Raw genomic sequence first — 21781 nt, 5'->3', positions numbered from 1 at the left:
CCCCCGGATCATCAATGACAGGGAAAGAAAGCCATACCAGGACCAGCGACCAGATCCCTTTCAGGACCTACAAAAAATATAGGGGCACCCCCCCCTGCACGAACCGCTCATACCTTGCTCATCAAGCATCTCCAGAGCATGAAAGTTCCCGACGTCGACGAGCTCACGAAGAGAATCACTCTTTTCGCTTCCCGCCCGCGACCGTATCTGCCTGATGAATCATTCGGACAACTATATGCGGGACTGCCTGAACAGGACGTCGAATGGAGCTGGATCAACCCAAACAGAGCGCTCCTCAAGGAACCTGGGACACAGTCGTTCATTCATGACGCAAGCGACCGCGCGTACTACGATCATCAATCCGAACGTGGCCGCTCCCCTGACCGCATCACCGGTATCGCAGAATTTGCTCAACGTATCGCCAATGAGCGTGGCGAAGAACGTGGTCTTCAAGAATTGCTCGGAATCGGTTCGGACGGTTCGATCATTAACGATAGATTCTTACGAATCAATGTTGACGGCTACGAATCGCCACTCGGCGACATATTCCGCATCAACGGCAACGGCAACCACCGCCTTGCCGCACTCGCCGCGCTAGAGGTCCCGTGCGTCCCGGCGGAAGTTGAGTGGCGTCGTGGACCATTCAGCACAACCCCGTGCCGAATTGATGAAGACTGCGACGAACGAATCGCCTACCGGACACTTCTCCACGCTTTTGGAGTCGCCTCTTACATCGACCCCACCAACTTCACCGAAAACTACTCCGGAATAGTCACCAAAGACTGGCCATACCTCATCGATGACCCTGACTCTGCGGTGGAATCCCTGTCAGCGTTGGAAGCGCTCTCCGGGGAGACCTACACATCATCAATTGGCCGACTACCGCGTCACCTGTTCAATGACCCTGACAATCTCATCGCAGCTGGCAATCACCTCGTTCAAACGCTCTCCGGAGTGGAGTCAGACTTCGACTCGACGACACTCATGCAACGATCAACCAACGATTCCGGGTTCATTGGCCGCTTCTTCAAACGCCGTTGAAGTCCTCACCCGTTCGTGTCAGGGCTACGCGGCCATGCGAGTCAGCATCACCGTCGCCACTCATGAACTTCACTGCATCAGACCTGCGGTGAGCTCACCTGCCGCTGCCTAGGCCCTTGGGCGTATGGAACCTAGTCGTCGCTCGAAGGTAGTTCAAACGGGTCAATGAGGCCCAACTGGATGGAACGAACGACAATGCTCGTCCGGGAACGCGTTTGAAGCTTACGTCCAACATTGAGCAAGTACTGCTTGACTGACCCTTCAGAGACGAACATTCTCGCCCCAATCTGCTGATTCGTCAGTCCTTGCGCCACCCACACCAGCAACTCTTCCTCACGCTCTGTCAATCCAACGTCAGCTGGCTTCGCAGATAGGCCAGTACGTTCCTCGGCCACTACTTCTACCAGTTCGCGCCGGACCCTCCCCGAGAGCGGCATGTCTCCGTTCATTGCCTGTCGAATTCCAGCCAGCAGACCCGGCCCACCAACATCTTTAAGTAAATATCCGGCCGCTCCAGCTTGCAGTGCACGAACGATGTAATCGCTGGTTCCGAAAGTTGTCATCGCCAGAACGCAGGCGTCCGGCCATTTCCGGCAAATCTCCGCGGTCGCTTCGATGCCGGCGATTCCCGGCATCTGAAGATCCATGAGGGCCAGGTCAGGAGACAGACGACCGTATGCCTCGATTCCTTCAGCACCTTCGCGAGCTTCGCCAACGATGTCGAAGCCGTCTTGGTTGTCGAAGAAGGCTCTGTAGGAGGCACGGACAAGCGGGTCGTCGTCGACTACCAGTATCTCAATTGATTGCGACACATGAATAGATTCTAGCCGATGTAGTGAACCGAATTTCAGATTGGAATTTTTTTGGTTCAGGAATGGCCGAATAGCCATACGCCCCTGGCCGGTTGTCAATGGTGCAGACAGCACTCTGTCGACCAAGCTGACTACTACACAACCGAAACCTCAGAAAGTGAAGATCATGAAGCACTGCGCGGTGACTACTGTTGGAATAGTGCTGGCATTGGGAAGCATTCTCGGCCCCGTAGCAACCGAGGCGCATGCATCGGAAGTCACTTCGCTGGAACCTCAGAGTTTGTTCTGCAAAATTCTTCCGCTCTGCAGGTGACTTCCCCCTCATCAGCCGCGGCCTCAACTCGCGACACTGCCACACGTGGCCTTCCCTGCACCAAACACATCCCCTCATCATCAACGTCAGAAAATAGGCCAGGAGGCCGACACATGATGGGTAGCGATGGTCGTCTCGCAATCATGAGAGAACTCCACGACACGGTGACACATTGCTTGTCGACAGTGGCCCTTCAGGTGATGGTCGCTGAGACTCAGCCCTCGGGTGCTCATAGAAATTCGGCGCCTCACCCAAGAGGCGTTGACTGCATTGGGACTCGTCGAAAAGTTGTTACGGTCAGTTGACGCTCCAGCCCCACATTTGAATACCTCGGCCCTGTGGCTGCTGACCGTCGCTGCGAGTGAGAAGAAGGTGACATTAGACCGTCATCGTACCAAGGTGCATGTGGCGGTGCCTCGTGAGGCTGACCGACTCGACATCATTTCTCGCTACGTCCTCGTGCTTACTATCAATCTGGCCTTGGACCACGTCGAGCGTCATCTGCCGATTGATGATCCGCCTCAAGTGGTTACCGACATTTCTTCGTCCATGATCCGGTTTTCATTCCAGAACGGTTCGGCGTCTACCCTGGCTCAGCTCCCGCCACCACCGCATGCGTTCATCTCCCAGCTGAAGGCCCGCGCGGATCTCGTAGGGGGCAGGCTACATGTCGAATTGGACCCGGACGGGCAGCATTGGAGATTAATCTTGACTCTGCCTCGCAACGAGTGATCAAGCAACGTATCTTTCTGACCACGACTTTTGGTCTACGTCCGTGATCCCGTTACGGTCGAAATGGGTCGGCTAAACTTGATCCACAAGAGTAGTTAGTCGAGGAAGCCCTCGACCAACGCAAGACGGTGATGGGGCATTGCGCGACCAACTCAACGGCAAGACAGGTAGCGTGCTCTCCGGCGTCGGCAACGGAGTACGCATCGCGGCCCTCGGCGTCTGTGTACTTGAAGTCGCCGGTACCCTCGTCGGCAGCGGACTCGGTCCAGACTCCACCGGCGTCAGACTGGTCCCGTTGACATTCTTTCAGTGCATTCTCGTAGTGTCTGCGGCTGCCGCGCTCCTGTGGCGCAAACATTGGCTTGGCGGAGGACTTGTTGCTCTATCAACCGTGTTAGCCCTGACCGTTCAATCCATCGGTAGTGACCACCTGTTGTGGCTACTTGTCGGTGTCATCGCCGGGTTGCGCGGGGGTTGGATGATGCGCATCGGCTGCTTCGTCTGCGGTGCCTTAGTAGGGTTCCTCGCCGCGTGGGAGACATCAACTGCTCATCCCGGATGGGGTTTCGAAGTCGGAGTCTTCCTCATTGTTCTTGTGGCATTGGGGCTCCTCATGGGTTCCGTTGCTGAAGTCTCCTTCCGTGTGATCGAGCGGTCGCGACACCATGCTCGGGCTCTCGAGCAAGAGGCGGAACACATTCGCCGGACCGAACGGCTGCGGCTCGCTGATGACCTGCAACCCCTCTTAGAGCTCGGGCTTAGGAAACTCCAGAAGCTGTCAGCTCAGCCCACCGACCGCCCACTCGTAGAGCTTCGCGCCATGCTCACGAGCCTTGACCAAACGAGTCGTGACCTACTCGGACAGACACGACATCTCCTCCACGCATTACGCGACACTACGAGCGTTGAGTCCCGAGCCACCAGTCTCTCCGAAGAGACGCTTAAACGACTAGCACCGGCAATGCGTATTGGCTTGGAGGTTCTCGCCATCGCGATGGGGCTACTTGGTCCCGTCATCGGCGGGTTCACTTCGGCGTCGTTGGTCCAAGTCACTGCCTGCACCGCAGTCGCGGTGACTCTTTGGCGAAAGCCTCTGGGTATTACTCTCTGCCTCGTCTGTCTCGCAACAGCAGTCTTTATAGTCACGATAGATCAACCTGTTGGCTTCTGGAGCGCACTACCGACCGCAGTCATCTGCCTCATCGTGGCGCGGCAGCACCCCAAACTGCTCATTCCGACAATGATGGCGGTCGCGGGGCTGGTCACTTTCTTCGTCTCTTATGCTCTTGGCGGCCAGGATTCAGCAACCAACGGTGACGGCCATGGATGGTTCCACGGGTATGCCGCTATTGCCGGTGTCCTCATCGGAATCAGTTGGCGCGCCCTCACCGAAGAAGAAGCGAATGCAGAATCGTCCGTAGAGTTGGCATCGAAATCACGCGACAGTGCAATTACTCAGGAACGCCAGACCTTGGCCCGGGAACTCCACGACGTTGTTGCCCACCAGTTATCGATCACCACGATGATGATCATGGCCAGTTCTGCCTCAGACGAATGCACAGTACTCATTGGTGTGATCGAAAAGCTGCGCCGCAATATCGACTCAGCGCGCCTCGAACTTGATGCTCTCCTCCACGGGCTCCGGTCAGCGCAGGCAACCGGTCCGCTGGTGACGCCTTCGCGGATGGCACAGCAGCTGCGTGTAGAACTTGTCGACGCTGGATTTGACGTGCATTTGGACCTCGATCCGGCTGCGGATGATCTGAATCAGGCACAGATCAAGACCGCGGTGAGAACCATGCAAGAAGCTACCAGCAACATCCTCCGGTACGCCCCAATCGCAACGTCTTGCGACTTCCGCCTCCACGTCGATGAAGTTCAAGCATCCCTAAAAATAACGAGTGCACTATCACGACGGCCTCGACGAAGTGAGCTGTCCAATGGAATGGGTTTGCGTGGCATCCGTGAACGCGTCGACTTACTCAGTGGCACCTTTCACGCTGGCCCCCACCACGAACAGTGGCTGTTGTCAGTTCAACTCCCCCACAGCAAACCTGTGCCCTCCGCGCACGGCCCCGCGTTGGCCGTTGCTCAGCAAGCCGTGCTTACACAGGATTCGTCGCCGCACGAGTAGCTGACTCTTACCGAATAATTACAACTGATCACGGCCCACACGCGGCATGGAGTTCACGGTGCTACTGCTCCGTCTCGACATGATCGAGGTTTCAACGCTTTCGCGATGTTTGGCAGGTCGTCGATGCCGACCTAACTTTCGCCCACTCTTCCTCAAGATCCATTGTCGCCACCGGTGACCGCTGATAACTCTTAAATCACCCGATGTCGAAGCCTCTAACTAGGCGAACGTCGTCAACTATGGAAGAAGCAAGAGACGAATACCATGACACACGCCCCGCAACTCAATAGCACTCCCAGAACCGCCACTGGGCCTGCTATTGAAGCCCAAAGCCTGTCCAAATCGTTCACAGTCGACGGCCGCGATCTGCCCATATTGCACGAAATATCATTACAGATCGACTCCAACGAACTCGTCGCGATCATGGGCCCTTCAGGTTCAGGGAAATCAACCCTCATGTACTGCCTAGCTGGACTAGACCACCCCAGCAGTGGTCAGGTTCGGCTCAACGGCATGGATCTCGGAACCCAGTCCAGAACAGCTCTGGCGAAAATGCGCCGCGGCAACGTTGGATTCGTCTTCCAGTCCTACAACCTCATACCTACGTTGACTGCCTACGAGAACGTGGCATTGCCCTACCTGCTGGAAGGCCGCAAACCACCTCGCGAACAGCTCCTGACGGTGATGGACGAGGTTGGACTCGGACACCGAGTGGATGCTCAGCCTCCCTCGATGTCTGGTGGTGAACAGCAACGCACAGCTTTGGCCCGTGTCCTGGCGCTAGCTCCGGAGATTGTCTTCGCCGATGAGCCAACCGGTGCGCTCGACAGCAGGTCGGGAGAACTGGTACTGACGAAACTCAACGAAGTTGCTCGCAAACCGGGGCGTACCGTCCTCATCGTCACTCACGACCCGGCTGTGGCTGCACGCTGTGACCGGGTAATGTTCCTCGGGGACGGGCACCTCGTCGACGAGATTCGCCCCAACACAGCCGCCCAGGTCGCCGACACTCTTGCCCAGCTGACCAGCAAACGTCGGGAGGGATGACTCATGTGGCATCTCCAGCTCGCCGAGCTCCGGGGCTCCTGGTCGACCTGGATAGGTGTGAGCCTGGCGTTCGTTGCAACCAATTTCGCACTCGTTCTCTCGGTGCTGACAATGGTGGCGGGAATCCGGTTCATGCAAGTCCAAGACCTTGACCCACTGGACTCCGCAGCTTTCGTCATCACCCCTGCACAGAATCTACTGTTCTGCATTGCCGTGGGCATCGTTGTCATCGGTACCGCCACCAATATGGCACTCAATGCACGCAGGGGTGCCTTGGCGAGGCTCTCCCTCAACGGTGCGACTCCCCCGCAGATCGTAGGAACCGTCGTCGTTCAGCTCGTCGTTGTCAGTCTCGTCAGCTCCCTAATCGGTTCACTTCTTGCCGTGGCGGCCCTGCGGCCAGCTCTGAATTTCCTCGCTTTCGAACGTACCCAGGCCGGAACATCTATGCCGGTACCTGATCCGGTGTACTCGCTGTGGCCGATCCTTGCCACAACACTCGGCGCTATCGCAGTAGCAGTTCTCGGCGGGATTCGACACGCCATCCGCAGCAGCAAGATCGCTCCGGTGGAAGCCGTTCGAGAACACACGGCTGACGGGCTCACAATTCGTATGACGGTCGGACGCAGCATTACCACTGGTCTCGTCGCCCTTGTCCTCATCGCTGCATATTCTTCGATCGCCGCGTTCACGTCCGAACCCAACTCTGAGACCGTCAGTAACTTGATTCTGCTGAGCATGACTGTGCTCGTCATCTTCGCCGTGTTGCTGGCACTACTCGCACCAATTCTCATTGGACCTCTGACTAAAGCCTGGGTGCGCCTGCTGCCGTTGCCCTTCGCGAGTTGGCAATTGGCCCGACGCACCGTCAGCGCGCGTGCCCGCCGGTTAACACGGTCAGTGGTCCCGGTGATGATGACGATCGGCCTCCTCCTGGGAATGCTCGCAATCTGGGGGTCACTAGAGGCCACGCTCATCGCCAATGGGTACGACATTGAAATCACCGCCAGCGGGCCAGCATCTCTGCTGGTATTCCTCGGCCTTCCGCTGATGATCTCTCTGGCCGGCGGAGTGGGTTCGCTGATCATGATGTCCCGGCAACGTGACGCGGAATTGGCTCTCATCGGAATCGTGGGCGCGACACCCCGGCAACGCATCTTCGTCCCGCTTCTCGAAGCCGTCATCATTACGGTTACTGCCACTCTGCTGGGCATGGTGATGGCTGCAGGCGCCCTCGCCGTCGTGGCAGTTGGACTCCCATCAGCCGGTATGACTTACGCATTCGTTCCACCGATGGCAACCCTCACCGCGACAATCCTCGCCGTTCTCGTCATCACCATCAGCGCAACAGTGCTGCCAACGCTTCAAGCCCTGCGCAAAGTGGAACCGCTGGTGATTGCTCGACTCGTTGCAGATTGACTTGACGCCGCATAAGGCCTGGCATCACTATCCGAACAGAGCAAAGTCGCCCCCACCCTTTGCTGGAGGGGGCGACTCTATTCGTATTCAGCGATGCCATAAATATTCATGCCGAACTGCTGCTTCGGCATTGAGTTAGCTCCGAACCGAAAGTACGAACTAGGAAACGTATCGTCACTAGGGTCTGAGCCCGAAGGAAACCTCAAAGTTATACGGCCCTCGGCACTAGGCGACAAAGACCTAGAAGCCCAGTGGAGGTGAGGGGCTGACCGCGTGACCGGAGGCCACTGAATTTCCGAATCAAGTCCCGACACACACCTCAAGATACCCGGCTGCGGCTAGTTCGCACATGCAATGCGGTGTCGCACGCGATGCGACTGCAGATGAACGAAGAATCGTGCTAGCTTGCCAGCGTCGAGAATCAGGCGAGGGCGACAGCAACACGGTCGTGTCCTTTCACGAAGGCGATGAGTTCACCACCACCTCGAGTCGGAACGAGCGCCTCGATCCTGCCGTACATTTGACCCGCAAGACGCGAGCGGCTCTCCGCAATACCCGAAATAATTGCGCATGAATGCCAAAATGATCACCTGCATTTCCGCATTCGAAACCGATTGACACACGACTCCCTTTCCGAAAACAGGTATGAGCGCGATCGTTCGGCATCGTTGAGACAGAGGCGAATGACCGCTATGAGAGGCGACAAAGAAGTCCGCAAGCTGCCAACAGAGGGGCCTGGGAGCCCGGAATTCACCGCCAAGACTCCCATTGACGTTCTGGTAACATAACTGGTAGATTGACTCGTCGGATCAACCGACCGAAACCCGAGACCGTCATGCAGGTGCGCTGCCCGCAGAAGCGATGCTTTCTGCCCGCAATCTGAGCGTGAGTTACGGCTCCCGCACAGCGCTGGACTCCTTCACCTTCACCCTCTACCGCGGGGAGATTCTGGGCGTAGTCGGAACCAACGGCGCCGGCAAGTCGACCCGATGAAGGTACTCTCAGGTGTGATCAAACCCGACTCTGGTTCGATCACATTGGCCGGAGAGATCTACGCTCCCGACAGCATCGATGAGGCACGAGCCATCGGCGTCGGCTATGTTCCGCAGCGCATCCGCATTGACGAGGACATGTCTGTGGCCGAAGCGATCTTCCGCACCTCGTTCCGGTCCACCCTTGATCTGAAGGCGAAGGAATCCGAAGCCGACCATCTGCTCACCGACTACGGGGTGGACATCAACCCCACCGATCGGCTTAACGATCTGGTTCCGGCTGAGCTGGCCACCGTGGAGATCCTGCGTCTGGCCTGCGAAGAGACGATGGTCATCCTCCTCGACGAGGTCTCTGCAAGCTTCAACGATCATGAGATTTCCCTGTTCCACGCACTGGCTTCCCGGCTCGCGAGGCAGGGACGGTCGGTCATTCACATCTCTCACCGGATCGACGAGCTTCAGTCCCTGTCTGACCGCATCGCTGTCATCCGCGACGGGGCAATGCACCGCATGCTCGTGCCCCGAGAGACCAAACGAGCGGCGCTGATTGAAGAAATCTTCGGAGAGCCGGTCGCTCGACAGCACCGTCCGAAAGAACCCAAGACCGGTGCCGAGCTGATGCGCCTCGACGGAGTCACCCGTGCGGGCTCGCTCGCCCCAACCTCGCTGTCGATCTATACCGGTGAGGTCGTCGGGATCACCGGACTGCGCTGCTCAGGCGTCACCGAGCTCGCGACGATCATCGGCGGCGCTGCCCGCCCCGACTCGGGCACGCTGACCTTCAATGGAATCCAACATGAGTTCGCCGACGTTGACGAAGCCCTCGGCGCCGGCATCGTCAACATTGCTGAAGACGACGAAGACGCGCTCCCTGAACAGGCCACACTGACGAGCTCGGTGATCGGGGATGAGGCCTCGCCGGAACAGTCCTTCGCGTCCGAGGCGCGCCGCCTCGGCGAGGTTATCCGACTGGTCAAGACCTTGGGCGTAAAGACGTCAAGCATACACGACAGGATCGGAGAACTCTCCGGGGGCGACCAGCAGAAGATCAAGCTCGCGAGCGCGCTTCGAAAGCCGGGCGTTCTCTTCGTACTCAACCAGCCAACCAAGGGCGTGGACGAGCGATCCCGACAGCAAATCTACGAACTCATCGATCAGCTCACCGAGGCGGGCAGCGGAGTCGTCCTCATCTCATCCGATATGACCGAGTTGACAAGCCGCTGCCACCGAATCGCGATCATGCGCGAAGGTTCACTTGTCGATGTCTATCCGAATGAGTCCCTGAACGAGGACAGCATCATGGTCCTCGCCCTCGGATACGACTGGTCGGATGCCGGAGACAGCGAACTGGTCGGCAAAGGCAATCACTAAGACCACCACAAGTGTCGGAAAGGACCCGCTTGCACTTAAGATTCTGGCGATCCGCACGGGGCGACGACGTCGCATCGGTTCCGACCGACGAGGCTCTCGACCACGGTCAGGACCGCCCATCCGGACACGATGCCGACACCGCACGGTTGCCAATCATCCCTGACGCACCGTTCACCACACCCGAATTCGCCGAGGCCAGCCCCGCCTTCGCAATGACCGAGCCCGACCCAGCTGAAGTCGCCCTCTCCTCGGCGGTCGCCCCCGAGGCAGAGGCTCTCCGGATCCGCGCCAACGCACCGCCACGCAGCACCCCATCCCACAGGAGGAAGGCGAACATCGCCATTCCAATGGGCGAAAAGCGCAGCGATCCCGACCTCGCTCCACCCCCGCGCCGCGAAACGTCGGATTCCCTCCCCGGAAACCTCCCGCACACCGAGGCCGGCCCGGCTCCCACCGGGCCGCACCTCATCACGCAGGCCACCCAGGCCGCAGAATCAGAAGAGAAGAAAGAAGAGACAACACACATGTCGAAGATTGAATCAGCCATCAACGATCTCCTCGCCATCGACGGCGCCAGCGGTGCCGCGATTGTCGACATCTCCTCCGGAATGGCGCTCGGAACGGGCGGCAGTCCCGGATTCGACCTCACCGTCGCCGCCGCCGGCAACTCGAACGTCATCCGCGCGAAGCTCGCCACGATGACCGATATTGGCATCAACGAGCGCATCGAGGACATTATGATCACGCTCGAGAACCAATACCACCTCATCAACGTGCTCAACACCACCGACACCGACGGGCTCTTCATCTACCTCGTGCTCGATAGGAAAAAGGCCAACCTGGCCCTCGCCCGCCACAAACTCAACCGGATCTCTTCCGCCGTCTCAGTCTGACCCGACGACTTCGCTCTTATCTGAAGCGCCCCCCTCCTGAGTATGACGGCAGCCGATGTGCTCGGCATCTCCGCCGTTCAAGTGGTCTTGCGCGCCCACGTGAGCGAGCCCGAAGACTGAGGCGGGTGGCGCCGGGATACGCCGAGACGCTGCAGACGTCTCGTTACATTCGTCGTGAAGGAGCAGCTGGGGTCTTCGCCTCGTAGCGGGCCCCAGCTTGGACCATCGCCAACAGCACGTTGTGCCGGCGACGAGCCGGACACATCACTGCAGCAATGTGGAGTTTGCCCTCATATCGTTCTCTGTCTCAATAGGCCTTTTGGAAAGCGTTGCGATTTGAGGCCACGCAGGCCGAGGGGAACAACGCGTTCTTCAACCGATTGTTGCCTGCTCGCGAAGGGAACGCTTTCGCCTCAATGTCCCTGACCACCGCGCCACAGGGGCAAACTCGGCAAACGCGGACAAATGACCTGCAAACTGGAACACGCTGAACGCACCGACCGCCAGGAGCAACTGCGACGGGGTCGTAACGCCGACTACCAGCCCGGACGTTCACTCCTGACGAAGATGGAACGAATCAGCCAAACCCACAGTTTCAGCCTCAATCTCGTTGCGTTCAGCCTTCAAGGCTCTCATCTCGGCTCAAGACGCGACACCACTGACTGCGACACCTACCTACCCGTCACGTCCACGTTCATGGCCTTTTCGGCCGGAGCGTCGAAGAGCGCATCAATCAGAATCGAGGGGTCGTCGCGGGCCTGGTCCAACCACCGCTTCACTCCCGACTTTCCCGCCGCACACAGACCAACTGGACTCCGGTACCGATTCAGTGGAGCTAACACGATGCTCCTGGACAGCACTGCGCCTTTGAAGGTACTGCCAATAGTCGTCAACGCTCTCGTGGTCCGGAACATCTAGCACGGACAAGGAGATGCGTGTAGGTACTCGGTTCGAGAGCAACTTCCGCACTACAACACTATGTTGTCCGTGGGCTCATCGGACACCCTCCGAAATCACGTCTTGGCTTGCCGGATCAGTCCCGGCTCTAACCCGCGCGAGCCGACAAAGCATCGCAGTGGTAACCGAACTGCCATGCCCACTGGATTCCAGCCTCATCACCACTTGAGCCCCACATCGAATGTGAACTGGCCCCCGAAAGTTGGACTGGTTTAACTTTGAGGGTGTCCGATTCTTTGTGTGCGCGGCTTGGTTTACAAGTAGTCCGCGAATCGGTCGGGGTAAGCCACGGCTAGTTGGTTGATGGCTTGTTTCCACCCGGTGGCTTTCGCTCCTTCAATATAGCCGTTGCATTCGATGTCGCGCTTCGCTTTCCTCGCTCGCTGGGCAGCGCGCTTGTCCTCGATGTTGCAGATCATCAGCCACAACGTTTTCAACGCCGCAGTATCGTTCGGGAATTGCCCCCGGTTACGGGTAGCTTTCCGCAGCTCAGCATTGAGCGATTCGATCGAATTCGTGGTGTAGAGCACTCGCCGTGCCGCAGGCGGGAACTGTAAAAACGGCACGAACCGGTCCCAGGCGTCGCGCCAGACTTTGACCGATTGCGGGTATTTACGGCCCAGTTCACTGGCCTCGAAAGCATCAAGGCTGGCACGGGCGGTGTCCTCATTCGGTGCGGTGTAGACCTCACGTAGCACACGGGAGACACCTTTGCGATCCTGATACGACACCCACCGGTTCGCAGCTCGAATCAGGTGCACGATGCAGGTCTGCACCATAGAATTCGGCCAGGTTGCCTCCACGGCTTCCGGCAGGCCTTTCAGCCCGTCGCAACAGACGATGAACACGTCTTGGACACCGCGGTTGGCCAGATCCGCGCACACCGATGCCCAGAATGCGGCGCCTTCATTTTCAGCGATCCACAATCCCAAGATGTGCTTGATGCCGTCGATGTCGATGCCAACAGCCATGTAGCAGGCTTTGTTGACCACGCGGTGACCGTCACGGATTTTGACGCGGAGCGCGTCGAGGAAGATCACCGGGTAAAACTCGTCGAGCTGGCGGTTCTGCCAGATCATGACCTCGTCTAACACCGCATCGGTAATCGTGCTGATCGTATCCGGGCTCACATCCACCCCAAGCGTGGTCGCAAGGTGGTGCTGAATATCGCGCACCGTCATCCCACCGGCATACAGCGAGACGATCATGTCGTCGAGCTCTGTCAGCCGGCGTGCTCCCTTGGGCACCATCTTCGGGGTAAACGTGCCAGCACGATCCCTGGGCACGGTCACTTCCACTGCGCCATAGCCAGAATTGACGGTCTTGGTGTACGACCCGTTGCGGTGATTGCCGCCGTGCGCGGGTTCAACCTGGGCTTTGGTTTTACGGTCGGAATGTCCGTAGCCCAAATGCGCATCCATTTCCGCCTGCAGACCAGCATTGATCGAGGCCTGCAACAGGCCTTTGACCAGGTCACTTGCATCATCAGTAGAGGTCGACAGCTCGCTTATCAGGCTGGCCAGCTCAGGATTCTCCATCAGCTTCTCGCTGATCTCGTTGACCCTCGCCGGGTCATGGCCTTTCTTCGGTGACACCGTAGTCATTATCGGTGAAACTCCTTCAGATCAAAGCCTCACACACAAACTTCCTGACACCCTCCGATCTGCGTCGCAGCTTCTCTTCCTCCGAGAGCGGCTTCGGCGCGACCGAGCCTTTGAGTCTGCCCTTCGGCTTCGGTTTTAGTGCCTCATCGCCACCTTGACGCCATTTCCACGACCACCCTCTGACTAGCTGCTCTGATGACAGGCCAAATTCGCGCGCAAGATCCATCGCTGTCTCACCAGCACGGTGGCGCTCGGCAACTTCCTTCTTGATTTCGAACGAATACTGCTGCTTAGTCGGTTTCTCCACAAGACATAGCCTGCCATGCAGCTTAAACCGACGACAGAACTTACGGACGGCGCACTTGGAGACACCAAGAGCATTCGCAGCGGCGTGATAGCCCATGCCTTGCTCAAACAGTCCAACCAACTGCTCGCGCTGATGCTCACTCAGCGAACTTCGTGCTCTCAACGAAAACTACTCCCCACTAGTCGGTAACTGATTTCTCAGTCCAACTAATGGGGAGCAGTTCACTGTGCCGGGCCCCTTTACTAACTATTAGCCGTACCTTCCAAACGTTCCGCCAACTCCATCTGAAATCCCTTGTGAATGTAGTTCCCGTCGATTGAAATGAATACATACCAAGCAACAACAACTTTAGTTGCAGTTGCAGATTTCTCGCAGGATAGAACAATTCGGTGAACTGCCCAGGAGGAAGCGATGCCAGTACGCGCCGAGTACTACATGGGGGCGACGAAAGCTTCACCTTTCTATGGTGAACCGCAGAACCCCGCCACCATGGGCAACGAACCTGCTCAGCGCGTACAGACACACGAACTCCCCGCAGGGTGGCTCGTGCAGTCCTGGGCCGGTTGGGAAGGTTGGACTCCCCGAGACTGGCAGCCGCGAGTGCAGGGATGGAAAATCCACGTATCAGCCACTCCCGAATGTGCAGAACAGACCCTGGCTCGTACCACTGAGATCTGCCTGCATGCAGGAGCCGCGTTTAAGTTCCTCCCCACGATCGCTGAACTCACCGAATCGTCATCCAAACAAAGTGACCGAGGTTCGGCAGGCAAGTTCATCACCGTCTACCCCGACAACGACGACCAGTTGGCACAGCTGCTCGACTCGCTGTCCACGGAACTAGCCGGTCAGGACGGTCCATACATTCTCTCGGACCTTCGTTACACCGACAACGCTCCAGTGTTCGTCCGCTACGGAGCAATCCTCGGCCTGGAAACACCTGGTGTTGATGATCAGCCGATCGACTCCATCATCGACCCCCACACGATGGGTCTCATCCCAGACCTGCGTACCCCCAGCTTCACCATCCCCAACGGTATCGAGCTCCCCGCAACACTTCAGGCAGCATACGCAGCGTCACAAGAATCGTGTCAGTCTCGACTGGACGACTTCTCAACTATCGAACCGTTGCACTTCAGCAACGCTGGAGGCGTCTACCGCGCCGAACTTCCCAACGGAGAAGTCCGGGTCCTGCGTGAAGCACGCCCCCATGCCGGCCTCGACGGCCGCAACAGATGCGCATTGCAACGCCAACTGCGCGAGGAAGAAGTCCTCAAAGACCTGACCGGCCTCCCCGGAGTCCAACAGATCCGCAGTTCGTTCACTGCGTGGGAACACCGATTCCTCGAACTCGACTACGCCGAAGGCACCACACTTACCTCCTGGATGGTCAGCCGAACTGACCTCCAGGAATCCGATCCTGAACAGTACGCGCTCGAAACCGTCGCCATCGTCGATCAGCTCATCAGGTCCGTTTCGGCCATCCACCAAAAAGGTTGGGCACTCGGGGATCTCCACCCTGGCAATGTACTCGTCGCTGAAGACGGCACAGTCACTGTCCTCGACTTGGAAGACGCCACCAGACTCGACGCTGAACGAGAAATCGGTTTTCGAGTATTCGAATACTGTGCCGACGAGACTCTCAACGCGGAACAAGCCGACTGGTTCGCAGTCGCCCGGATCATCATGCTCCTCTACTGCGCAGATTTCGAGATTGAAGCCGTATCCCCGTCGTTCTGGGATCGATGCCACCAGGAAATACAGAACACCTATGGGGACAGTGCAGCAAACCAATTAACATGGGTTGAAAACCAGTACCCGAAAACGGCACGCCCCGTCTTGGCCAGCGACTTCACCGTCGACATACCACCCCCAGGGCTCAACGTCGACACAGCAATCGCCGGGTTGCTGTCAGGCATTGACTGGTCCAGGCAATACGCTCATCACGGTGCGTTCCCCGGCGACATCATCGAAACAAGCCCCCACTCCCACGAAACATTGACCACCGGACGAGCTGGCGTCATGCTTGCTCAACACCGGATCGGCAGATCTCCAGTCAACAGTGACATCACCGCCCTAACTACCGTCGCACGCCAGTGGCCAGCACACGACAATCCCGGACTCCTCACCGGTTTGGCTGGCATTGCGTTGGCACTCAGCGAGCTCGGCGAAACGGACCAGAGCGTCGTTGCCGCACGCAAAGCACTCAATTGGTCGCTCGCACGACGGCGACTCGATTTGGCCGGAGGGCAAGCAGGCACCATTCTCGTGGCACTTGAAGTCGCACATGCGGCCGAGGATAGACAACTGACCGACGCTGCCCTGCAAGCATATGAACGCCTGCACCACACGGTCACACCGAACAGCTCCGCATGGACATCACTATGCCGTCGCCGTGGACTCTACTGGGGTTTGACGGGACTTGCTCTGACAGACCTCGTCGTCCATTCCATCACGGCAAACCCCGAACCGTTACGTCGAGCTCACGAACATTTGCGCGCCGATGTTGAAGCCTGCGTGACAGCCGAGTCAGGCGAAACGACTGTCCTCGACGAAGCAAACAAACGAACCCTGCCCTACGTCGAATGGGGCACAGCCGGCCTATTGCTCGTCGCCTCCGCCCTAGAACGGGTTTCCGGTAACACGATACTCACGCCAGACGAACGTGGCGGCATGATCGCAGCCTGCTCCGGCGACTTCTACATCTACCCCGGATATGACCATGGCCGTGCCGGCCTCGTCACAGCCTTGGCGGCATCAATCGGCGACCAGGCCACAGCCACCAGTCGACAAGTCGACCTCTTACTCAACAGTCTTCTCGTGCATCAGGAACACGTCGTCACCATTGGGGACGGACTAATCCGCCTCAGCGCCGACCTCGGAACCGGTGCGGCAGGTATTGCCCTGGCACTCCACGCATACCGGTCCGCCCAACCGTTCCTAACGCTTCCCATCAGCCGACGTACATGCGATTACTTTGCGCTGCAACCCATTCCGCAGCCCCCAGAACCCGACTCGGATCCATTCGACCCCACGGCCGAAGCGAGTCGCACGCTCGTCGCCTAACGGCACGAGCCCTCAGCAATCAATTCTCAAAGTCAGAAAGGAGGTGACAAAAATGTCGAACATCCTCAACCTGCAGGGACTCGATTCCGTCGAGACTCCCGAGGCAGCGAAGAAGCGGTCTCAGATCAGCGTCAGGTGGTGCGGAACCTCGAAGGTCTCCGTGGCTATCTGCTGGGTCAAATGACCCTTGCAATCGACTCATACAAACAGCAACTTATCACCAAGGAGGTGACAACGATGGCAAACGTACTGAAGCTGCAGGGCACCACAGAGGTTCCCGGCGAAACCAAGGTCTCGAAGAAGAGCTGGGTATTCTGCGCCGGCAAGCCGAGCAAGAAGAGCCGCGTCTTCTGCTGACATCACCGATCGAGCCACCGACTTTCTGAAAGTAGGTGAACAAATTGTCCAACGTGCTGAAACTCCAGGGAGCGGCGGCAGAAGCCCCAGCCGACACGAAGAAATCCAAAGTGAGCATCGCAGTGTGCCACAAGAGCAAGAAGAGCTACTTCGCGTGCTTCGTGAAGTGACGTCGCAGTTGAGGTCAGCGCCTATCCGACCTCGACACGTCAAAGAACCGACATTGAACTCGCGACCGGTTGCAATCCCATTTTGCCGCCGGTCGCGAGTTCGTCAATCAATGAATAACACGGATGTTCCTGCCGACGCATACCCGCCAGGACCCGTTCAACCATTATATGCCCCGGCCCAGCATTGGCCAGCCGCACCGAAAAGCAGGGAGCGACCATGTCGTCGATCAACTCGCACTCTGACGTCCACGAACAAGAAGCACTCAACGTGCCTTCAGTGAGGGATCAACGTGCCCACACGCTTGTCGCCGAGTTCCTCGCGAGTCCGCCCAAACATCCACTGATCCGACTTCTGGGTGTCCTCAGACTAGAACCGAGAACTCTCGTCATCATCTTTATCGGCACCGTGGTCGCATCTCTCGTGTCTCTTGGACAACCTCTGCTGGCAGGGAAAATCGTCGGAGTTCTCCGTACCGAGGACCTCATGGCAGCCGTTCCTTTCGGAGCGGGCCTTGCCGGTCTGGCCGTTCTCGCTTCCGGCATCACGGCCGCTGTCAATTTACTCAGCGCTAAGGCAGGCAATCGTGCGGTCAGAGCCTTTCGCGACGAATCAGCGACGATTGCCATGCGCGTGCCCGCTGACAAACTCGTCGAACATCCGACAGCTGACCTTGTGGCACGGTGCAGCATCGACGCTGAACATCTCAATGAGGTATTCAGCCGGGGACCAGTACAGGCACTAGGTGGCATTGTGCTAATCGTCGGGGCACTGGTCCAGATGACGATCCTGGACCCGATCCTCACCGTGGCGGCTCTTGTCCTCACGGTCGCATGCTTGGCAGTCATCATCACCATCTCCAGTCGACTCACCACAATCTCTTTCGACCGGCAAGAAGCCCAAGGCGAATACGTGGCAGAGGCGACGAGAGCTCTCGACTCCGTGCTGACTCTCCGAGCTTTCGTCGCCGACGCATTCGCAGCACGCCGGCTGAAGCGCTGCAGCCTACGACTCCTCAACGCAGCAAACAAGTCAGACAAGGCTCAAGCCCTCATGGGCCCCCTGATCACAATCTGCATCCAAGCAACACTGGCACTCATCGTCGGATTCGCTGTCGTGCGAATCCAGACCGGACAAATTTCCACCGAAGAACTCGTTGCCTTCTTCATGTACACGATGCTGATCATCAGCCCGATTCTCGGCAGCACAGACACGGTCATGGAAATGGCAGAGTCTCTCGGAGCATTGCAAAGAATCATCAACCTCAGATCAGTCATCAATCATCCAGCGACACCTGGCTTCACCGTCCCGCGCACCGACTCCGGCAATGACATGCCCGTCGAACCCCACCTTGCCGGCGATGTGGAGTTCCGCAACGTGTCAGTCTCCTACCCTCGCGGACAAGGCGGACGCGAGAACGCATTGACGGATGTCAGTTTCACAGTTCCCTCTGGATCGTGGGTCGCCGTGACTGGATCCTCTGGCTCCGGAAAATCAACGACGCTGTCCCTGTTGGAGAAATTTGTCGTCCCCACCGAAGGGACAATCCTTGTCGACAGAGTCCCCCTCGCAGCTCACGATGATGACGTGTATCGGCGTCAGGTCGGGTATATCGAACAGTCATGCCCGCTCTTCAGCGGCACCGTCCGAGACAACCTCCTTCTCGGGCGAGACATCGATGACGACGAATGCTGGGACATCATTCGTCAGGTCGGACTCGCCGACACGATTTACGCTCGCGATGGGGGTCTGGACGCCACAGTTGGAGAGTCCGCGTACGCGTTTTCTGGCGGCGAACGTCAACGCCTAGCCATTGCACGCACACTCATCGGACGGCCCCGAATGCTGCTATTGGATGAAATCACTTCCGGACTCGATGTGCTCAACCGAGAACAGGTCATGGACCTCATTCGCACCACCATGGGAGGCATCACCACCTTCGCGGCCGGGCATGGCCACTTTGGGATGGACATCGCTGACCTTGTCCTCGTCCTTGACCAAGGTCGACTGGTCGAGTGTGGACCGCCAACTGAAGTCAGCGAACGTTCTTCTCTGTTCCGATCTCTCACTGCGCATTGATACAGGGAAAGGACAGACAGCGAATGCAAACAATTACCGGACACCCCGCTCTAACCGTCGAGGACTACCTCGCCGTCGAGGACGGCGAACTCATGTCACTGCTGCAGGTACACGGTCAAAGAATCGACACACTCGAACCTAGCTGCCACGAGCTCGCCAACCTGGACATCGACGAAACCGAAGTCGTTCCCTTGAGAAAGGGATGGTTGTGGATCAACGTTGATGACAGCGGTCAGCTCATTGGGAAATGGGTTGACGATCCTGTCACCCTCACCGGCGAGAGCAAACCATTGGCCTTCCCGGACTCGACGATCGCAGAATTGGCCGGTTGGTCTGCGCATAACCTCGACGTTGATGCCTCAATTGGCCACTGGCTTCGCGTATACAGACAGCCCCATAGCGAGCGATTCGCAGTCACGGTCTATACCGGGGATGAACCTGAGCCAACGCTGGTGCTGATTGGAACCTACCCAGACGCCCACCTGTGCGAAGGTACAGTACCCAAAGTTGTCTACGTCGAACCTCATCCCGAAACAGCCGACAAAGCCCGAGCCCGCGTAATGCCGATCAACGCAGCCTCGAACGACTGGCAGGCGATCACACTTGTCGAGGGCCCCGCAGGAGGAGTAAAAGTGCTACCTTGCTCCGTCCGCCGATTCGTGAAAGTCGGACACGGTGTTCGGAGCACTCGCCAATGGAAGATTGCCGATACTGACCGCCCGGATCCCCACCTCCTGTCTATCCCGGGGTTCGTCCACGACCCCGATCTCTTCGACGTGGGGTATCTCAACGACGAACCCGTGCTCATCCATGCCACGAACAACCGCCATCATTGGCACATTGATGCCTACGAAATCGGACACAACCGCATCCATCACGGGTGGAGGGTAGCCAACGGCCAAGGAGAAGTTCGCCAACTCGCAGCTGGCTCGGATCGGGTCCTTGTGCGCGTCAGTCTCAGCTCCCCCAAGAGCGAAGCTGAGCACCTGCACCTCATCACCCTGGCCGGGTTCTCTGCATTGCCGACGGGCCCCTTATTGAAGACGGAGGGGCGGTTCGATCTGAGCCTCAACACCTGTGCCACAGCCGTCGGATTCGCGGCGGTCGAAATGTCAACTGGGACACCACCGATGAGTTGGTACCTCGACTCGACCGGTCACGTCCTCAACCCCCTGGCTGAACTCCGCGCTGGGACACGAGCTGCCCGTGACCGTTTCACTTCTCCTGACGGATACGAATGCACAATTGACATGCGCTGGCGAGGTGGTCCCCAGTTCCAGGGGCCCGTTGTCTTTATGGTCTACGGTGCCTACGGGCTCGACCTTGAACTCGACACTGATCCAGAACTTCGATATTGGCTCGACCGTGGTTATGCAGTCGCCACTGCCAATGTACGAGGAGGCGGTGATCCTGAACGCCACCAAGCTGGAGCCCGTCATATGCGCGAAAACTCACTGATCGACACCGTCACGGCAGCACAATGGTTGCGCTCAGGAAACGGATCAGTCACAGCTACTCACCTCTGCGTCATCGGTGCATCGGCTGGCGGGTTCTTGGTCGCATCGCTGCTCACAGAAGCCCCCGGTCTGATCGATGCTGGAGTCATCGTCAATGGTTACGTTGACCCGCTCCATGCGTTACTTCGCCTCTCATCTCTGACCGGGCAGGCCGATCTCGACGAATGGGGTGACCCGGTCAATGATTCCCGCGACTTCGCTGTTTTGCATCGGCTCTCTCCCTTGCGCAAACTCAGATCCTCAACCCCACCAACTCTGGTCATCGTCGCGGGTCGGGACGTGCGAGTCGATCCTCGCCTCGGGCTGGCCTGGTTGATGCGTGTGCGTGAAATGGGCAGCGATGCAACTTTGTGGTTCGACCCAGACGGCACACACGACCGGTGGGGAACCGAACTCAACCCCAATATCCTTATTGACTGGGTCGATCATGCGCTCGATCAGCAGTGATCTGACGGGCGCCGTTCCCTGGAGAGGACAGGTCCTGCCAGGAAGCTAACGGGCACCCCTCGGTGACCTCGTAGTTGTTTCTGGCGGCCTGTCCAGCGGTATGTCCGCAAGTACAACGTTTGACCGCGGCGCATCAAGTAGTCTCGCGTCCTATTCCGTCCACCCATTTTCGGCACATGGGTAGGGCTCCTCCAGGTCATATCAGCGGTCGCCTTTCCTCTGAAATGTTTCCGACCGTTGTTCCTGTCTCACTTAGTTGACGTAGGTCTCGGCTGATCGCGTGGACGAGCGTTCGACTCCATCGCCCCCGATCGGTTCAACGCGAAGAGCCTGAATCCGCTCGGTGACGGTTCGCGGGCGGAGCTTGCTTGCCATCTTCTGCTCAATCTTGCTCAGGAATCACGGCACTTCGACCTGCCTCAAGCGTGGAGGAGAGTACGCGACTATGTTAGTCTCTGTCCTGCCTATTTAGCGCAGACCCGTGTCAAATAGAACTAGCTGTACTGATCGGGGAGGTTAGTTAATCGT

Annotated in this window: 16 protein-coding genes; 12 read left to right on the top strand and 4 right to left on the bottom strand. The window is 58.1% G+C overall.

What is annotated here, in order from left to right; translation table 11 throughout:
- The first annotated feature begins 138 nt into the window (after positions 1–138).
- Complete coding sequence (locus tag HMPREF3092_RS09570; protein ID WP_141738015.1) at positions 139–1041, top strand: hypothetical protein; 903 nt, start codon at positions 139–141, stop codon at positions 1039–1041.
- 131 nt (positions 1042–1172) lie between these two features.
- Here HMPREF3092_RS09570 and HMPREF3092_RS09565 read toward each other — a convergent pair whose 3' ends face one another.
- The gene (locus HMPREF3092_RS09565; protein ID WP_083274360.1) at positions 1173–1853 is read right to left on the bottom strand and encodes a response regulator; all 681 of its coding nucleotides are present in this window, start codon (positions 1851–1853) and stop codon (positions 1173–1175) included.
- A 538-nt stretch (positions 1854–2391) separates the two neighbouring features.
- On the opposite strand from HMPREF3092_RS09565, the gene HMPREF3092_RS09560 reads away from it, so the two are divergent.
- The 7 genes from HMPREF3092_RS09560 (at position 2392) to HMPREF3092_RS11540 (ending at position 10754) form a co-directional block, all read left to right on the top strand.
- Positions 2392–2898: a hypothetical protein gene (locus HMPREF3092_RS09560; protein WP_070424729.1), complete on the top strand. Its 507-nt coding sequence runs from the start codon at positions 2392–2394 to the stop codon at positions 2896–2898.
- Between the two features lie 139 nt (positions 2899–3037).
- Complete coding sequence (locus HMPREF3092_RS09555; protein ID WP_070424728.1) at positions 3038–5032, top strand: sensor histidine kinase; 1995 nt, start codon at positions 3038–3040, stop codon at positions 5030–5032.
- A 264-nt stretch (positions 5033–5296) separates the two neighbouring features.
- Positions 5297–6079 carry an ABC transporter ATP-binding protein gene (locus HMPREF3092_RS09550; protein WP_070424727.1) on the top strand — a complete coding sequence of 261 codons (783 nt, stop codon included), beginning with the start codon at positions 5297–5299 and terminating at the stop codon, positions 6077–6079.
- 57 nt (positions 6080–6136) lie between these two features.
- Entirely contained in the window at positions 6137–7498 is a 1362-nt protein-coding gene (locus HMPREF3092_RS09545; RefSeq protein WP_070424726.1) for an FtsX-like permease family protein, read from the top strand.
- 885 nt (positions 7499–8383) lie between these two features.
- Positions 8384–8491 (top strand): ATP-binding cassette domain-containing protein, encoded by a 108-nt coding sequence (locus HMPREF3092_RS11575; protein ID WP_176745717.1) that lies wholly within the window; start codon positions 8384–8386, stop codon positions 8489–8491.
- Positions 8488–9861, top strand: a complete 1374-nt coding sequence (locus HMPREF3092_RS09540; protein ID WP_083274357.1) for an ATP-binding cassette domain-containing protein — start codon at positions 8488–8490, stop codon at positions 9859–9861. Before HMPREF3092_RS11575 ends, HMPREF3092_RS09540 begins: the two co-directional genes overlap by 4 nt.
- Before the next feature lie 29 nt (positions 9862–9890).
- Positions 9891–10754, top strand: coding sequence for a roadblock/LC7 domain-containing protein (locus HMPREF3092_RS11540; protein ID WP_226829409.1), 864 nt, complete (start codon positions 9891–9893; stop codon positions 10752–10754).
- A gap of 1211 nt (positions 10755–11965) precedes the next feature.
- Here the strand turns inward: HMPREF3092_RS11540 and HMPREF3092_RS09530 are convergent.
- Both HMPREF3092_RS09530 and HMPREF3092_RS11410 read right to left on the bottom strand, forming a co-directional pair.
- A complete protein-coding gene (locus HMPREF3092_RS09530; RefSeq protein ID WP_070424724.1) occupies positions 11966–13315 on the bottom strand; it encodes an IS256 family transposase in 1350 nt (449 codons plus the stop codon).
- Positions 13316–13331: 16 nt separating this feature from the next.
- Positions 13332–13622 (bottom strand): helix-turn-helix domain-containing protein, encoded by a 291-nt coding sequence (locus HMPREF3092_RS11410; protein WP_218079029.1) that lies wholly within the window; start codon positions 13620–13622, stop codon positions 13332–13334.
- Positions 13623–14033: 411 nt separating this feature from the next.
- On the opposite strand from HMPREF3092_RS11410, the gene lanKC reads away from it, so the two are divergent.
- From lanKC to HMPREF3092_RS09510, 4 genes are all read left to right on the top strand, one after another.
- Positions 14034–16685, top strand: a complete 2652-nt coding sequence (gene lanKC / locus HMPREF3092_RS09520) for a class III lanthionine synthetase LanKC (protein WP_070424722.1) — start codon at positions 14034–14036, stop codon at positions 16683–16685.
- Positions 16686–16737: 52 nt separating this feature from the next.
- Positions 16738–16869, top strand: coding sequence for a SapB/AmfS family lanthipeptide (locus HMPREF3092_RS11235; RefSeq protein WP_141738014.1), 132 nt, complete (start codon positions 16738–16740; stop codon positions 16867–16869).
- Positions 16870–17429: 560 nt separating this feature from the next.
- A complete protein-coding gene (locus HMPREF3092_RS09515; protein ID WP_141738013.1) occupies positions 17430–19289 on the top strand; it encodes an ABC transporter ATP-binding protein in 1860 nt (619 codons plus the stop codon).
- Positions 19290–19312: 23 nt separating this feature from the next.
- Complete coding sequence (locus HMPREF3092_RS09510) at positions 19313–21253, top strand: prolyl oligopeptidase family serine peptidase (protein ID WP_070424720.1); 1941 nt, start codon at positions 19313–19315, stop codon at positions 21251–21253.
- A 252-nt stretch (positions 21254–21505) separates the two neighbouring features.
- Here the strand turns inward: HMPREF3092_RS09510 and HMPREF3092_RS11535 are convergent, their stop codons facing one another.
- Positions 21506–21628, bottom strand: coding sequence for a hypothetical protein (locus HMPREF3092_RS11535; RefSeq protein WP_256174420.1), 123 nt, complete (start codon positions 21626–21628; stop codon positions 21506–21508).
- Between the last annotated feature and the right edge of the window lie 153 nt (positions 21629–21781).

The organism is Brevibacterium sp. HMSC24B04 (assembly GCF_001806835.1).
Classification (GTDB): Bacteria; Actinomycetota; Actinomycetes; order Actinomycetales; family Brevibacteriaceae; genus Brevibacterium; species Brevibacterium ravenspurgense.
Note: the sequence above shows the minus strand (reverse complement) of the source record. Positions and strands in the feature narration are given on the sequence as shown.

Bases quoted from the DNA above. Each gene is read 5' to 3' on its own strand.
- HMPREF3092_RS09570 (WP_141738015.1), top strand. From the start codon at position 139: ATGAAAGTTCCCGACGTCGACGAGCTCACGAAGAGAATCACTCTTTTC.
- HMPREF3092_RS09510 (WP_070424720.1), top strand. From the start codon at position 19,313: ATGCAAACAATTACCGGACACCCCGCTCTAACCGTCGAGGACTACCTC.
- HMPREF3092_RS11535 (WP_256174420.1), bottom strand. From the start codon at position 21,628: ATGGCAAGCAAGCTCCGCCCGCGAACCGTCACCGAGCGGATTCAGGCT.
- HMPREF3092_RS09515 (WP_141738013.1), top strand. From the start codon at position 17,430: ATGTCGTCGATCAACTCGCACTCTGACGTCCACGAACAAGAAGCACTC.
- HMPREF3092_RS09540 (WP_083274357.1), top strand. From the start codon at position 8,488: ATGAAGGTACTCTCAGGTGTGATCAAACCCGACTCTGGTTCGATCACA.
- HMPREF3092_RS09550 (WP_070424727.1), top strand. From the start codon at position 5,297: ATGACACACGCCCCGCAACTCAATAGCACTCCCAGAACCGCCACTGGG.
- HMPREF3092_RS09530 (WP_070424724.1), bottom strand. From the start codon at position 13,315: ATGACTACGGTGTCACCGAAGAAAGGCCATGACCCGGCGAGGGTCAAC.
- HMPREF3092_RS11235 (WP_141738014.1), top strand. From the start codon at position 16,738: ATGTCGAACATCCTCAACCTGCAGGGACTCGATTCCGTCGAGACTCCC.
- lanKC (WP_070424722.1), top strand. From the start codon at position 14,034: ATGCCAGTACGCGCCGAGTACTACATGGGGGCGACGAAAGCTTCACCT.